General features: G+C 72.2%; 13 protein-coding genes. 8 read left to right on the top strand and 5 right to left on the bottom strand.

Annotated elements, in window-relative coordinates:
• The first annotated feature begins 50 nt into the window (after positions 1 to 50).
• From CP983_RS16635 to CP983_RS16615, 5 genes are all read left to right on the top strand, one after another.
• Positions 51 to 1,577, top strand: coding sequence for an aldehyde dehydrogenase family protein (locus tag CP983_RS16635; RefSeq protein WP_150500183.1), 1,527 nt, complete (start codon positions 51 to 53; stop codon positions 1,575 to 1,577).
• A 133-nt stretch (positions 1,578 to 1,710) separates the two neighbouring features.
• Positions 1,711 to 3,240 carry a GMC family oxidoreductase gene (locus tag CP983_RS16630; protein ID WP_150500181.1) on the top strand — a complete coding sequence of 510 codons (1,530 nt, stop codon included), beginning with the start codon at positions 1,711 to 1,713 and terminating at the stop codon, positions 3,238 to 3,240.
• A complete protein-coding gene (locus CP983_RS16625; RefSeq protein ID WP_125528804.1) occupies positions 3,240 to 4,343 on the top strand; it encodes a quaternary amine ABC transporter ATP-binding protein in 1,104 nt (367 codons plus the stop codon). Before CP983_RS16630 ends, CP983_RS16625 begins: the two co-directional genes overlap by 1 nt.
• Positions 4,343 to 6,292 carry an ABC transporter permease gene (locus CP983_RS16620; RefSeq protein WP_150500179.1) on the top strand — a complete coding sequence of 650 codons (1,950 nt, stop codon included), beginning with the start codon at positions 4,343 to 4,345 and terminating at the stop codon, positions 6,290 to 6,292. Before CP983_RS16625 ends, CP983_RS16620 begins: the two co-directional genes overlap by 1 nt.
• Position 6,293: 1 nt before the next feature.
• A complete protein-coding gene (locus tag CP983_RS16615) occupies positions 6,294 to 7,253 on the top strand; it encodes an ABC transporter substrate-binding protein (RefSeq protein ID WP_150500177.1) in 960 nt (319 codons plus the stop codon).
• A gap of 4 nt (positions 7,254 to 7,257) precedes the next feature.
• Here the strand turns inward: CP983_RS16615 and CP983_RS16610 are convergent, their stop codons facing one another.
• Genes CP983_RS16610 through CP983_RS16600 form a run of 3 tightly spaced genes read right to left on the bottom strand, consistent with a single transcriptional unit; the run spans position 7,258 to position 8,998 of the window.
• Positions 7,258 to 8,016 carry an isocitrate lyase/PEP mutase family protein gene (locus CP983_RS16610; RefSeq protein WP_229914925.1) on the bottom strand — a complete coding sequence of 253 codons (759 nt, stop codon included), beginning with the start codon at positions 8,014 to 8,016 and terminating at the stop codon, positions 7,258 to 7,260.
• Positions 8,013 to 8,459, bottom strand: a complete 447-nt coding sequence (locus CP983_RS16605; protein WP_107903892.1) for a carboxymuconolactone decarboxylase family protein — start codon at positions 8,457 to 8,459, stop codon at positions 8,013 to 8,015. The genes CP983_RS16610 and CP983_RS16605 overlap by 4 nt, the downstream gene beginning before the upstream one ends.
• On the bottom strand, positions 8,456 to 8,998 hold the full coding sequence (locus CP983_RS16600) for a carboxymuconolactone decarboxylase family protein (RefSeq protein ID WP_150500175.1): 543 nt from the start codon (positions 8,996 to 8,998) through the stop codon (positions 8,456 to 8,458). Before CP983_RS16600 ends, CP983_RS16605 begins: the two co-directional genes overlap by 4 nt.
• A gap of 47 nt (positions 8,999 to 9,045) precedes the next feature.
• On the opposite strand from CP983_RS16600, the gene pdxR reads away from it, so the two are divergent.
• Complete coding sequence (gene pdxR / locus CP983_RS16595; RefSeq protein ID WP_150500173.1) at positions 9,046 to 10,434, top strand: MocR-like pyridoxine biosynthesis transcription factor PdxR; 1,389 nt, start codon at positions 9,046 to 9,048, stop codon at positions 10,432 to 10,434.
• A 7-nt stretch (positions 10,435 to 10,441) separates the two neighbouring features.
• On the opposite strand, the gene CP983_RS16590 is transcribed toward pdxR, so the two are convergent.
• A complete protein-coding gene (locus CP983_RS16590) occupies positions 10,442 to 11,269 on the bottom strand; it encodes a DMT family protein (protein ID WP_107905254.1) in 828 nt (275 codons plus the stop codon).
• Between the two features lie 175 nt (positions 11,270 to 11,444).
• On the opposite strand from CP983_RS16590, the gene CP983_RS16585 reads away from it, so the two are divergent.
• Both CP983_RS16585 and CP983_RS16580 read left to right on the top strand, forming a co-directional pair.
• Positions 11,445 to 11,792, top strand: a complete 348-nt coding sequence (locus tag CP983_RS16585) for a hypothetical protein (protein WP_150500171.1) — start codon at positions 11,445 to 11,447, stop codon at positions 11,790 to 11,792.
• 16 nt (positions 11,793 to 11,808) lie between these two features.
• Positions 11,809 to 12,993: a glutathionylspermidine synthase family protein gene (locus tag CP983_RS16580; protein WP_150500169.1), complete on the top strand. Its 1,185-nt coding sequence runs from the start codon at positions 11,809 to 11,811 to the stop codon at positions 12,991 to 12,993.
• A 146-nt stretch (positions 12,994 to 13,139) separates the two neighbouring features.
• On the opposite strand, the gene CP983_RS16575 is transcribed toward CP983_RS16580, so the two are convergent.
• Positions 13,140 to 14,180 carry an AraC family transcriptional regulator gene (locus CP983_RS16575; RefSeq protein ID WP_229914924.1) on the bottom strand — a complete coding sequence of 347 codons (1,041 nt, stop codon included), beginning with the start codon at positions 14,178 to 14,180 and terminating at the stop codon, positions 13,140 to 13,142.
• Between the last annotated feature and the right edge of the window lie 126 nt (positions 14,181 to 14,306).

Below are 14,306 nucleotides of genomic sequence, written 5' to 3'. Positions count from 1 at the left end.
CACACGTGTGACACAGGGGCTCTGAACAGGAACGGAAGGCAACACCGATCATGGCGGACAGTACGGAACTCCAGGCGCGCGGCACCATCCACGTCGGAGGGGAATGGCGGTCGGCCGTCTCCGGCGTGACGCGCGAGATCCTCGACCCCGCGGACGCGACGCCCTTCGTCGTGGTCGCGGAGGGTGACGAGAAGGACACCGACCTGGCCGTGGAGGCCGCTCGCCGTGCCTTCGACGGCGGTCAGGGGGAATGGCCGCTCACGCCCGTCGCCGAGCGTGCCGCCCTGCTGCGCCGGGTCGCCGACCTGCTCGTGCGCGACCGCGAGGAGCTCGGCCTGCTGGAGAGCCGTGACGCCGGCAAGACCCTCGAAGAGGGCCGGGTCGACATCGACTGCGTCGCCGACGCCTTCCGCTACTTCGCCGACCTCGTCGCCGCCGAGGCCCCCGGCCGGGTCGTCGACGCGGGCTCGCCCGACATCCACAGCGTCGTCGTCCACGAACCGGTCGGCGTGTGCGCGCTGATCACGCCCTGGAACTACCCGCTCCTCCAGGCCAGCTGGAAGATCGCGCCCGCGCTCGCCGCCGGCAACACCTTCGTCGTCAAGCCCAGCGAGATCACCCCGCTGACGACGATCGCCCTGATCGAGCTGCTCGTCGAGGCGGGCCTGCCGGCCGGCGTCGCCAATATCGTCACCGGCCCGGGCCACTCCGTCGGCGCCCGGCTCTCCGAGCACCCCGACGTCGACCTCGTCTCCTTCACCGGCGGCCTGATCAGCGGCACCAAGGTGGCCCAGGCCGCCGCGCCCACCGTCAAGAAGGTCGCCCTCGAACTCGGCGGCAAGAACCCCAACGTCGTCTTCGCCGACGCCTGCGCCACCGACGAGGGCTTCGACACCGCCGTCGACCAGGCCCTCAACGCCGCCTTCATCCACAGCGGCCAGGTCTGCTCGGCGGGCGCCCGCCTGATCGTCGAGGAGTCCCTCCGCGACCGCTTCGTCGCCGAGCTCGCCCGCCGCGCCCAGCGGATCCGCCTCGGCCGCGGCACCGCCGACGGCGTCGAGTGCGGCCCGCTCGTCTCCGAGCAGCAGCGCGCCAAGGTCGAGGCGTACGTCGAGTCCGCGCTCAAGGAGGGCGCCGTACTGCGGTCCGGCGGCAAGCGCCCCGCGCCCTCCGAGGAACGCCCGGAGAGCGGCTACTTCTACGAGCCGACCCTCCTCGACCACTGCCACCGCGACATGCGCGTCGTACGCGAGGAGGTCTTCGGCCCGGTCCTCACCGTGGAGACCTTCCGCACCGAGGACGAGGCCGTCGCCCTCGCCAACGACACCGAGTACGGCCTCGCCGGCGCCGTGTGGACCGCCGACGCCGGACGGGCCCGCCGGGTCGCAGGCCGGCTGCGCCACGGCACGGTCTGGATCAACGACTTCCACCCCTACCTCCCGCAGGCGGAGTGGGGCGGCTTCGGCAAGAGCGGGGTGGGCCGCGAACTCGGCCCCGCCGGACTCGCCGAGTACCGCGAGAGCAAGCACGTCTACCAGAACCTCGCGCCGACGCCCGTGCGGTGGTTCCGGGGCTGACACTGCGCCGCCGACCGTGCCGCGATGTGCCGTCCAGCGTCTGCGGCGCCGTCGTGGCTGGTCGCGCAGTTCCCCGCGCCCCTTGAGGGGCGCGCCCGTCACGTCCCTCAAGTCTGAACCCGGAGTACCCCCCATGTCCCAGAACACCCCCGTCTACGACTACGTCGTCATCGGCGGCGGCACCGCCGGTTCCGTCATCGCCTCCCGGCTGACCGAGAACCCCGACACCACCGTCGCCGTGATCGAGGGCGGCCCCAGCGACGTCGGCCGGGACGACGTCCTCACCCTGCGCCGCTGGATGGGTCTGCTCGGCGGCGAGCTGGACTACGACTACCCGACCACCGAGCAGCCCCGCGGCAACTCGCACATCCGGCACAGCCGCGCCCGCGTGCTCGGCGGCTGCTCGTCGCACAACACGCTGATCGCCTTCAAGCCGCTGCCGTCCGACTGGGACGAGTGGGAACAGGCCGGCGCCAAGGGCTGGGGCGCGGTCCCGATGGAGGCGTACTACGCCCGGCTGAAGAACAACATCGTCCCGGTCGACGAGAAGGACCGGAACGCCATCGCCCGCGACTTCGTCGACGCCGCCCGCAGCGCGCTCGACGTGCCGCGCGTCGAGGGCTTCAACAAGCAGCCCTTCACCGAGGGCGCCGGCTTCTTCGACCTCGCCTACCACCCCGAGGACAACAAGCGCTCCTCGGCGTCGGTGGCGTATCTGCACCCGGTGATGGACGAGCGGGACAACCTCACGATCCTGCTGGAGACGTGGGCGTACCGGCTGGAGCTGAACGGCACCCGCGCCGAGGGCGTGCACGTGCGCACCAAGGACGGCGAGGAGCAGCTGATCCGCGCCCGGCGCGAGGTCGTCCTGTGCGCGGGCGCCGTCGACTCGCCCCGGCTCCTGATGCACTCCGGCATCGGCCCCGGGAAGGACCTGGCCGCGCTCGGCATCCCGGTCGTCCACGACCTGCCGGGCGTCGGCGAGAACCTGCTCGACCACCCCGAGTCGGTGATCGTGTGGGAGACCGACGGGCCGATCCCGGAGAACTCCGCGATGGACTCGGACGCGGGCCTGTTCGTGCGCCGCGACCCCGAACACCAGGGCCCCGACCTGATGTTCCACTTCTACCAGATCCCGTTCACGGACAACCCGGAGCGCCTGGGCTACGAGCGCCCGGAGTTCGGCGTCTCGATGACCCCGAACATCCCCAAGCCCAAGAGCCGCGGCCGGCTGTACCTGACCAGCGCCGATCCGTCCGTGAAGCCCGCCCTCGACTTCCGCTACTTCACCGACGAGGACGACTACGACGGCCGCACCCTCGTCGACGGCATCCGCATCGCCCGCGAGATCGCTAAGACCGAACCGTTGGCGAACTGGCTCAAGCGCGAGGTGTGCCCCGGCCCGGAGGTCACCGCAGACGAGGAGCTCAGCGAGTACGCGCGCAAGGTCGCGCACACCGTGTACCACCCGGCCGGCACCTGTCGCATGGGCGCCGCCGACGACGAACTAGCCGTGGTCGACCCGCAGTTGCGGATCCGCGGCCTGCAAGGAATTCGTATCGCCGACGCCTCTGTCTTTCCGACGATGACCGCAGTGAACCCGATGATCGGGGTGCTCATGGTCGGTGAGAAGGCCGTCGACCTGATCGGAGGTGAGGCGTGATGAGTACGACGACCCCCAGCACGACCCCCGGCACGACGCCCGAGACCCGCAAGCCCCCGACCGAGAAGCCGGTCTTCTCCGTCGAGGGCCTATGGAAGGTGTTCGGCCCCAAGGCCCACCGGGTCCCCGCCGACCCGGACCTGACCGCGCTCGACCCCGCCGGACTGCGCGAACGCACCGGCTGCACGGCGGCCGTCCGTGACGTGTCCTTCGACGTCCGCAAGGGCGAGGTCTTCGTGGTGATGGGCCTGTCCGGCTCGGGCAAGTCCACCCTGGTCCGCTGTCTGACCCGCCTCATAGAACCGACGGCCGGCACCATAGCCATCGACGGCGAGGACGTCCGCGCCATGGACAAGACCCGTCTGCGTGAACTGCGCCGCCACCGTGCCGCGATGGTCTTCCAGCACTTCGGCCTGCTCCCGCACCGCACCGTCCTGGACAACGTGGCCTACGGCCTGGAGATCCAGGGCATCGGCAAGGCGGAGCGCCGCGAGCGGGCCGCCGCGGTCGTGGCCAAGGTCGGCCTGGAGGGCATGGAGCACCGCAGGCCCGGCCAGCTCTCCGGCGGTCAGCGTCAGCGCGTCGGCCTCGCGCGGGCGCTCGCCGTGGACCCCGAGGTCCTGCTCTTCGACGAGCCGTTCAGCGCGCTCGACCCGCTGATCCGGCGGGACATGCAGGAGGAGGTCGTCCGGCTGCACCGCGAGGAGGGCCGCACGATGGTCTTCATCACCCATGACCTCAGCGAGGCCCTCAAGCTCGGCGACCGCATCGCCCTGATGCGCGACGGCCGCGTCGTCCAACTGGGCACGCCGGAGGAGATCGTGGGCTCCCCGGCCGACGACTACGTCCGCGAGTTCGTCCGCGACGTCCCGCGCGAACAGGTCCTGACGGTCCGTACGGCCATGCGCGCCGCGTCGGCCGACGAGGCCGGCAACGGCCCCGCCCTCGCGCCGGACGCGACCGTGTCCGAGGCCATCGAGGCCGTGGCGCGAAGCGGCGCCCCGGCCCGGGTCATGGAGGGGGGACGCTGTCTGGGGGTGGTCGACCACGAACGGCTTCTCGCTGTCGTTGCGGGGACGGAGCAGCGTGAGGAGGCGGCTTGATGGCCACCGTCACCGCCGACGCCCCCCGCACGGCCCTGCCCGGCTTCCTCAAGCAGTCCGTCGTCCGCAAGCTGCTGCTGCTCGCGCTCGCCGCCGCGGTCCTCGTGCCGCTGGCCGATGCCCGCTGGGCGAGCGGCAGCTGGCCGGGCGCGCTGACCGTCGACGTCTCCGAACCGCTGACCAGGGTCAGCGACTGGATCATCGACAACCGTGACAGCCACCCGCTGTTCATCTACTTCCTCGGGCACATCAGCAACGCGGTCGTGATCTGCGTACGCGCCGTGTACCTGGTGCTGCTCGCGGCCGGCTGGGCGGGCGTCACCGCCGCCGCGTCCCTCGTCGCCTGGCGCGTCGCAGGACCACGGCTCGCCGCCGGCACCGGTGTCGCGTTCCTGGCCTGCGGGTTCCTCGGCATGTGGGTGCCCACCATGCAGACCCTCGCGCTGATGGTCGTGGCGGTCCTCACCTCGGTCGCCGTGGGCGTGCTGCTGGGCCTCGCCGCCGGCCTGTCCGACCGCCTCGACCGGATGCTGCGCCCCGTCCTGGACACCATGCAGGTGCTCCCGGCCTTCGCCTACCTGCTGCCCGTCGTCCTGGTCTTCGGCATCGGCGTCCCCGCCGCCGTCCTGGCCACCGTCGTCTACGCCGCCCCGCCGATGGCCCGCCTCACCGCCCTCGGGCTGCGCGGCGCCGACAAGGAGGTGCTGGAGGCCGTCGAGTCGCTCGGCACCACCGCCCGCCAGCGCCTGCTGACCGCCCGCATCCCGCTGGCCCGCAAGGAACTCCTCCTCGGCCTCAACCAGACGATCATGATGGCGCTGTCGATGGCCGTCATCGCCTCCGTCATCGGCGCCGGCGGCCTCGGTGACCGCGTCTACCAGGCACTCGCCTCGGTCGACGTCGGCGCCGCGCTCGCGGCCGGCATCCCGATCGTGCTGCTCGCCGTGGTCCTGGACCGGGTGACGGGCGCCGCGGGGGAGCAGCTCGGCGAGGAACCGCACCCGAACGGCCGGAGGCTGTGGCTGTACGCCCTCGTCGGCACCGCGGCCGTCGCCGTCGCCGGACGTCTCGCCGGCCGCCTCGACTGGCCCGACGCCTGGGCCCTGAACATCGCCGAGCCCGTCAACCGTGCCGTCGACTGGATGACGGACCACCTCTACTCCGGCGTCCCCGTGGTCGGCGGCACCGCCGACTGGGCGGCCCACTTCACCACCTGGGTCCTGGACCCCGTGCGCGACGGACTGCTGTGGCTGCCGTGGTGGTCGGTCCTGCTGATCGTCGCCGCCCTGGCCTGGCTGATCGGCACCTGGCGCACCGCGCTGACCGCCGTGCTCGCCATGGCCGCGATCGGCGTCCTCGGTGTGTGGAAGCCGTCCCTCGACACGCTCTCCCAGGTCCTGGCGGCCGTCGCCGTCACCCTGGTGCTGGGCTTCGCGACCGGCATCGCGGCGGCACGCAGCGACCGCGTCGAGCGACTGCTGCGCCCCGTCCTGGACGTCTTCCAGACGATGCCGCAGTTCGTGTACCTGATCCCGGTGGTGGCCCTGTTCGGCGTGGGCCGTGCCCCGGCCGTCGCGGCGGCCGTCGTCTACGCGCTGCCCGCAGTCGTGCGCATCACCACCCAGGGCCTGCGCCAGGTCGACCCGGCCGCCCTGGAGTCGTCCCGCTCGCTCGGCGCGACCCCCGCCCAGCAGCTGCGGCAGGTCCAGCTCCCGCTGGCCCGCCCGGCATTGCTGCTCGCCGTGAACCAGGGCGTGGTCCTGGTCCTCGCCGTGGTCATCATCGGCGGCCTGGTCGGCGGTGGCGCGCTCGGCTACGAGGTCGTCGCCGGCCTCGCCCGGGGCGACCTGGCGACCGGCCTGGTCGCCGGTGCCGCGATCGTCTGCCTCGGCCTGATGCTCGACCGGGTGACCCAGCCCACCGTTCGCCGCGCGAAGAAGGGAGCGTGACATGCGCATCCGTACCACCACCGCCGTAGTGGCCGGCGTGTCCTCGCTGGCCCTGCTGACCGGCTGCGGCGCCGCCGACATGACCAAGCAGGCCTCGCCCTTCGCCAATGCGCAGGGCGCGAAGACCGTGACGCTGTCCGTGCAGTCCTGGGTGGGCGCGCAGGCCAATGTGGCCGTCGCCCAGTACCTCCTGGAGCACGAGCTCGGCTACCGCGTCGACACCGTCCAGGTCGACGAGATCCCCGCCTGGGACGCGCTCAGCCAGGGCCGGGTCGACGCGATCATGGAGGACTGGGGCCACCCGGACCAGGAAGAGCGGTACATCAAGGACAAGAGGACGATCGTGCCCGGCGGCGACCTCGGGGTCACCGGGCACATCGGCTGGTACGTCCCGACGTACTTCGCGAAGAAGCACCCGGACGTCACCGACTGGAAGAACCTCGACAAGTACGCCGATCAGATGCGCACCGCGGAGAGCGGCGGCAAGGGCCAGCTGATGGACGGCTCGCCGTCCTACGTCACCAACGACAAGGCGCTGGTGAAGAACCTGGACCTGGACTACCAGGTGGTGTTCGCCGGCTCCGAGGCCGCGCAGATCACGCAGATCAAGCAGTTCGCCAAGGCCGAGAAGTCCTTCCTGACGTACTGGTACGAACCCCAGTGGCTGTTCAAGAAGGTCCCGATGACCGAGGTGAAGCTGCCGGCGTACAAGGAGGGCTGCGACGCGGACCCGGAGAAGGTCGCCTGCGCCTATCCGCACACCCCGCTGCAGAAGTACCTCAACGCCGACTTCGCCAGGAGCGGCGGGGAGGCGGCGGCCCTGCTGAAGAAGTTCAAGTGGACGACCGAGGACCAGAACGAGGTCTCCCTGATGATCGCCGAGCAGAAGCTGTCACCCGAGGCGGCGGCGAAGAAGTGGGCGGACAGCCACGAGTCCACGTGGAAGTCGTGGCTGTCCTGAGCCGCTAGCGCAGGCCGGCCGCGATCCCGCGCAGCGCCCGCGCACTCTCGCGCTGGAGTCCCGGTCCGAACGTGATCCGGGTGGCCCCGAGTTCACCGAGCGCGGTGGACGAGGGGTCCCCGGTCACGGTGCCGTGCACATTGATCGGCCCCTGGATGCCGGACCGCAGCAGCGGCAGTACGTCGACGGGTGCGCCGATCGGATACACGCAGTCGGCGCCCGCGGCGACGTACGCCGCCGCCCGCTCGATGGCCTGCTCGGCCGCCTGCTTGGGGTCGGTGTCGCCGGGGGCCCGGATGAAGGTGTCGATCCGGGCGTTGACGAAGAGCCGGTCGGCGGCGGCGCGCCGCACCTCGGCGAGCCAGTCGGCGTGCGCGCCCGGGTCCTTGAGGACACCGCCCTCGGAGTCCTCCAGGTTGCACCCCACGGCGCCGGTCTCCAGCAGCCGCTCCACGAGTTCCCCGGGCGCGATCCCGTAGCCGCCCTCGATGTCCGCCGACACCGGCACGTCGACCGCCCGGACGACCCGTGCGACCGCCGCGAACATCTCGTCGGCCGGGGTGTCCCCGTCCTCGTACCCGAGGCCGGCGGCGACGGCCGCGCTCGGCGTCGCGAGGGCGGGGAATCCCGCCTCGACGCAGACCCGGGCGGAGGCGGCGTCCCAGGGCCCGGGCAGGACCAGCGGGTCGCCGGGTGCCTTGCGGCGGTGCAGGGCGCGGAAGGTCTCGACCTTGCTCTCGGTGCGGCCCACGCTGTCGGTCACGGTGTGTATCCCCCTGGTGGAATGCGGCGGGCGACCATCACCCGGTTCCAGTTGTTGATGGCGACGATCAGCCCGACGAGATGGGCGAGTCGCGGCCCGTCGAAGTGCGCCGCGGCCCGGTCGTACACATCATCGGGCACGAAGCGGTCCGTGAGTACGGTGATCGCCTCGGTCAGCGCGAGCGCGGCCCGCTCCCGCCCGTCGAAGACGTCCCCGGCCTCCTCCCAGGCCGCCAGCATGTCCAACTGCCGCTCACCCACTCCGAGTTCCCGGGCGACGGCGAGATGCATGTCGAGACAGAACGCGCACCGGTTGAGCTGCGAGGCGCGGAGGACGACGAGCTCGGCGAGGGCCGGGTCGCCGAGCCCCTTCTTCGCGGCGGCGCTGACCGCCGACATCGCCTGCGCCACGCCCGCGTCGAGCCGCTTGGTGCGGACCGTCACCGGAACTGGCCCGGCTGGTAGTGCCCCGGAGTGCGCCGGCACGTCACGCCGAACCGGTTCCACGCGTTGATCACGCTGATCGCCGCGATCAGCTGCGCCAGCTCGGCCTCCTCGAACTGCCGGGCGGCGCGCTCGTAGACCTCGTCCGGCACGAAGCCTCCCCCAGTGCCGAAAGCCTGGGAGGTGCCCCCAGTCAGCACGGTCACGGCGTCCGTCAGCTCAAGGGCCGCGAGCTCGCGTTCGGTGTAGAAGTGCCGCGACTCCTCCCACGCGCTCAGCTGCACGATCCGCTCGACGCTCTCACCGGCCGCGAGCGCGTCCTTGGTGTGCATGTCGAGGCAGAACGCGCAGTGGTTGATCTGCGAGGCCCGGATCTTCACCAGCTCGCGCAGGGCCGGCTCCAGTCCCCGTCCGGCCGCCGCGTCGAGCCGGACCATGGCCTTGAACACGTCGGGGGCGAGCGCGGCCCAGTCGAGGCGCGGGGTCGGTTCGGTCGCGTACGCCACGGTCGTCGCCGTGCTCTCTTCGGTCGTCGTCATGATCTCGACCCTAGGAGCGAAGCAGCCCAGGAGTATGGTCCACTTCCATGGCGAAACCTTGGGCCGCTTTTGGTGTCGACCTCCATCTGGAACCGGCGGGACCGGGCCTGCGCCGGGGCCTGACCGACGCCCTGCGCGAGGCGGTGCGCACCGCACGCCTCGCCCCCGGCACCCGCCTGCCGTCCTCCCGCTCCCTCGCCGCCGACCTCGGCATCGCCCGCAACACGGTCGCCGAGGCGTACGCCGAACTCGTCGCCGAGGGCTGGCTCACCGCCCGCCAGGGCTCGGGCACCCGGGTCGCCGACCGCACCGTGACTCCGCCGACGGGCCCGGCCGCCGCGCCCCGCCCCGAGCGCGCCCGCCCCGCCTACGACCTGGTCCCCGGCACCCCCGATCTGGCGGCCTTCCCCCGCGCGGAGTGGCTCAGGGCCGCCCGCCGCGCCTTCCTCGCCGCCCCGAACGGGTCCCTCGGCTACGGCGACCCGCGCGGCCACGCCGAACTGCGCACCGCCCTCGCCGGCTACCTCGCCCGGGCGCGGGGCGTGCGCGCGGACCCCGGCCGCGTCGTGGTGTGCTCGGGTTTCGTGCACGGCCTCCAGCTGCTCGGCAGGGTGCTGCGGGCACGCGGCCTGCGAACGGTGGCCGTGGAGTCGTACGGCCTCCCGCCGCACTGGAACCAGCTCACGACCGCCGGCCTGACCACCGAGCCCCTGCCCTTCGACGAACTGGGCACGAACCCGGCGGAGCTGACCTCCCAGGGAGCCGTACTCCTCACCCCCGCCCACCAGTTCCCGATGGGTGTGCCACTGCACCGCGACCGCCGCGCGACGGTGGTGGACTGGGCGCGCCGCACCGGCGGACTGGTTCTGGAGGACGACTACGACGGCGAGTTCCGCTACGACCGCCAGCCGGTCGGCGCGCTCCAGGGCCTGGACCCCGACAACGTCGTCTACCTCGGCACCGCCAGCAAGTCCCTCGCCCCCGGCCTGCGCCTGGCCTGGATGGTGTTGCCCCCCGCGCTGGTGGACGAGGTGACCGCGGCGAAGGGCGGCTCCGACACCTGCGGCGTCCTGGACCAGCTGACCCTGGCCGAGTTCCTCACGTCCGGCGCCTACGACCGCCACGTCCGCGCCGCCCGCCTGCGCTACCGGCGCCGCCGCGACGCCCTGGTCCGGGCCCTGTCCGCCCAAGCCCCCCACCTCGGTGTCACCGGCATCGCGGCCGGCCTGCACGCCGTCCTGCGCCTCCCGCCCGGCACGGAACGCTCCGTACTCCGGGCCGCGACCTGGCAGGGCCTGGCCCTGCACGGACTGACGTCCTACCGCCACGAGAAATCGCCCACGGACCCCTTGGACGCCCTGGTCGTGGGCTACGGAACACCGCCGGACCATGCGTGGGCGGGCGCGCTGGAGGCGCTGTGCCGAGTGCTGCCCTGAATCACGCTCACTCGTCCTCGCCCGGCGCCTCACCGAACCGAGCCAACGCGAGCGCCCCCGCCACCGACACCACGAACCCCAGCACGGCCAGCCAGGCCAGTCCCTCGCGCGTCCGGTCCCCCAGCCACACCACCCCCACCAGCGCCGGCCCCACCGTCTCCCCGATCACCAGCGCCGCCGTGGCCACCGTCACGGACCCCCGCTGCAACGCAGAAGTCAGCGCCAGAAACGCCGCCCCGCCCCCCACCAGCAACGCGTACGTCGCCGGATTGCCCAACAACTCCGGCACCGCCATCGAATCGATCAGCCGCACCGCCACCTCGACCACCCCGAACCCGAACCCGGCCGCCAGCCCGAGCACCAGCCCCCGCCCCCGCTCCGGCAACCGCCCGCCCGCCAGGCCCACCCCGAGCACGGCCAGCGCCACCCCGAGCATCGAGAACTTCAGCGCGTCCGACCCGCCGGTGTCCCCCTCCGTCCCGGCCGAGAGCCCGAGCATCGCCAAGCCGGCACAGACCACCGCCACGGCACCCCACTCGGCCCGCCCCAGCCGCACCCGCAGCAAGCGCGCCGCGACCACCGCCGTCACCGCGAGACTGGACGCCAGCGCCGCCCCGACGGCGTAGATCGGAATCGACCGCAGCGCGAGGACCTGGAACACGAACCCCAGCCCGTCCAGCCCGAGCCCGGCCAGATATCGCCACTGGCGCAGCGCCCGCAGCAGCACCCCCGCCTCGCCGCCGCGACCTCCCTGCGCACTCGCCGCCCGCGCGGCCATCGCCTGCAACACGGTCGCCGTACCGAAACAGACAGCCGCAGCCAGCGCACACAACATCCCAAACAGCACAGAGCGACTGTAGGCGAGCGGAAGAACCACAGCCCCGCCGACAGCCGCACTCGCACCGATCTCTAGGCTGTCCGCCTGACGAACCACGGACAATCAGACTGACAATCCGTCAGGCGACCGGCTCATCAACCGGTTCATCGAGAACATCGGGGGAGACACAGGCATGGCGGAAACACGACGCAGGCTGCGCTCCGGCACGGTCGTACTCGGCGGCATGGGAGTCATCGCGGCGGCCCTCACCTCGTGCGGCTCCGACCCCGACCGCCGCTGCGTCGACCGCGACAGCTACACCTACGAGGGCTACAAGATCGTCGCGGACAAGAACTGCAAGTCCGGCAGCGGCTCCGGCTCCTCCTACGGCAAGGGCGGCAAGAAGAAGACCCGCGGCTCCGACGCCGCCTGGTACTACGACTCCGAGTTCGACGCCGGCCGCGCCGACTACGGCACCTTCAGCCGCAGCGAGGCCGTCGACCGAGGCGGCTTCGGCTGCTCGGGCAGCGGCGGCGGCTGAGCGGGACCCCCACGACATGGAGCGCCGCACGATCGAGCCCCGCCCCGACTGGCAGCAGACCGTCGAGGAGCAGGGGCTCATCTACCCCCTCACCCGCCACCCGGACGACTCCCTGCGCCCCTACTGGGACGAGAGCGCCTACTACGTGTTCTCCCTCGCGGAGGTCGAGGCGCTGGAGGAGACCGTCGAGGAACTGCACCGCATGTGCCTCGCCGCGGCCGACCACATCGTCTCCGCCGGCCGCTTCGCCGACCTCGGCATCACCGACCCGCGCATCGCGAACGCGGTTGCCGAGGCCTGGCACCGCCGCGCCGAACTGCCCTCCGTCTACGGCCGCTTCGACCTCCACTACGACGGCACCGGCCCGGCCAGGCTCCTGGAGTACAACGCCGACACCCCCACCTCCCTGGTCGAGGCCGCCTCGCCCCAGTGGTTCTGGATGGAGGACCGCTTCCCCGGCGCCGACCAGTGGAACTCCCTGCACGAACGCCTCGTCGCCGCCTGGCAGAAGCAGGCGGCCCTGCTCCCGCCGGGCGCCCCGCTGCACTTCGCGTACTCCTCGGCCGACGAGCTCGGCGAGGACATGATGACGGTCGCCTATCTGAAGGAGACCGCGGAACAGGCGGGCCTGGACACCGGCTGGATCTCCATGGAGGAGATCGGCTGGGACCGCCTCTCCGGCCGCTTCGTGGACAGGCAACTCCGCTTCATCCGCAGCTGCTTCAAGCTCTACCCCTGGGAGTGGCTGACCACCGACCGCTTCGCCGACCACGTCCTGGACACCCTCGACAACGGCGGCGGCACCGGGACGACCCTGTGGATCGAACCGGCCTGGAAGATGCTCCTCAGCAACAAGGCCCTCCTCGCCATCCTCTGGGAGCTCTACCCGGGCCACCCGAACCTGCTCCCCGCCTACCTCGACGGCCCGCGGGAGCTGGCGCACACCACCGGCCATGTCGCCAAACCCCTGCTGGGCCGCGAGGGCGCGGGCGTCACCATCCACGAACCCGGCACCGAGGCCGCCGTCCGCGACGAACCCTGCTGCTACCAGCAGTTGGCCCCGCTGCCCGCCTTCGACGGCAACCACGTCGTCCTCGGCGCGTGGGTCGTCGAGGACGAGTCGGCAGGCCTCGGCATCCGGGAGTCCTTCGGCCTGATCACCGACGAGTACGCCCGCTTCCTGCCGCACGTGATCCTCTGACGGCCGAGCAACGCTGCCGTGAGCCGGGCGGATCCGCGCGGATGCGGCAGATGCCGCCGGTGCTGCCGCCCGGCTCGGTTCCCCCGAACCACCGTCCACGACCCGGGCGGCAGGCCTCCAGCATCCCGCCGGCACCCATCACCCGGCTATCCGCTTACGACGGGAACCGCACCCTTTTGTGGATAGCCCGGACTCCGCCGCAACGTCTGTGACGGCGTCTCCCCGTACACCCGCCGATAGTGCCCCGTGAACCGCCCCAGATGCGCGAACCCCCACCGCAACGCCACCTCCGTCACCGTCCCGAACCCGTGCCCGTCCGCGATGGCCAGCAGATCGCGGCGCGCCAGGTCCAGCCGGACCCGCCGCAGATACGCCAGCGGAGTCGTGGCCAGATGCACCCGGAACCCCTCCCGCAGACTGCGCACACTCACCCGCGCCGCCACCGCCATGTCGGCCACGGATATCGGCTCATGGGCATGCTCGGCACAGAAGTCCGCGGCCCGCCGCACGGCACTGGGCAGCACCGCAGGACCCCGCCCCGCCACCGAGTCGCTGAGCACATGCGGCTGAGCGTCCAGCAGCCCGTTCACCAGCAACTGCTCGAAGTGCCCCACGCCCAGCGGCGAGCGCGCCGCCAACTCCGAGTCGGCGAACTCGGCGAACGCCCGCACCACCCGCAACCACGCCCCGACCGGCCCCACCCGAGGATCCAGCACCGGCGCGAACCGCAGCGGCACGGACGGCAGCTCCCCGAGCCGCACCGCGAGCGCCAGGTCGAGCGTGGCCCGCGGGATGATCAGCACCCGGTTCAGCGTCTCCCCGCTCCACCGCATCGACAGCCGCTGCCCCGGATTGACGACACTGAGCGAGGACCCGAGCGCCACCCCGTCCGCCGTGACGACACCGTCTCCCGACAGCGGCACATGGATGTTGTAGAACTCCGGCAGCTCACCCGGCGTGACATCGACCTCCGCCCCGTACCCCAGCTCGTACAGCGCCACGCCGCCCTCGTGCACACAGCGGAACCGCCCGTCGACCGGATGCTCGTCCAGCACCGTCAGCCGATGCGGTGCGAACCGCGCACTGACCAGCGCATGCAACTCCTCGACATCACCGCCCCGGAACAGCAGCCCCCGCCCCGCACCCCCGGACCCGGCCCCCGACACCGCTCCGCCCATGACGCCCATGCCTCTCCGTGACGCGTCCTGCGCGGAACGTACCGCCCCCGGCCACCCACCGCCCCGGAATCCCGGTGGCACCGGTCCCGGCCGTGGACGGACCAGGGACAACAGGCCGACCCGAACCGGCGCAAC

Origin of the sequence: Streptomyces chartreusis, assembly GCF_008704715.1 — a bacterium.
In the GTDB taxonomy this organism is placed as follows: domain Bacteria; phylum Actinomycetota; class Actinomycetes; order Streptomycetales; family Streptomycetaceae; genus Streptomyces; species Streptomyces chartreusis.
This window is presented reverse-complemented; position numbering and strand designations above follow the sequence as displayed.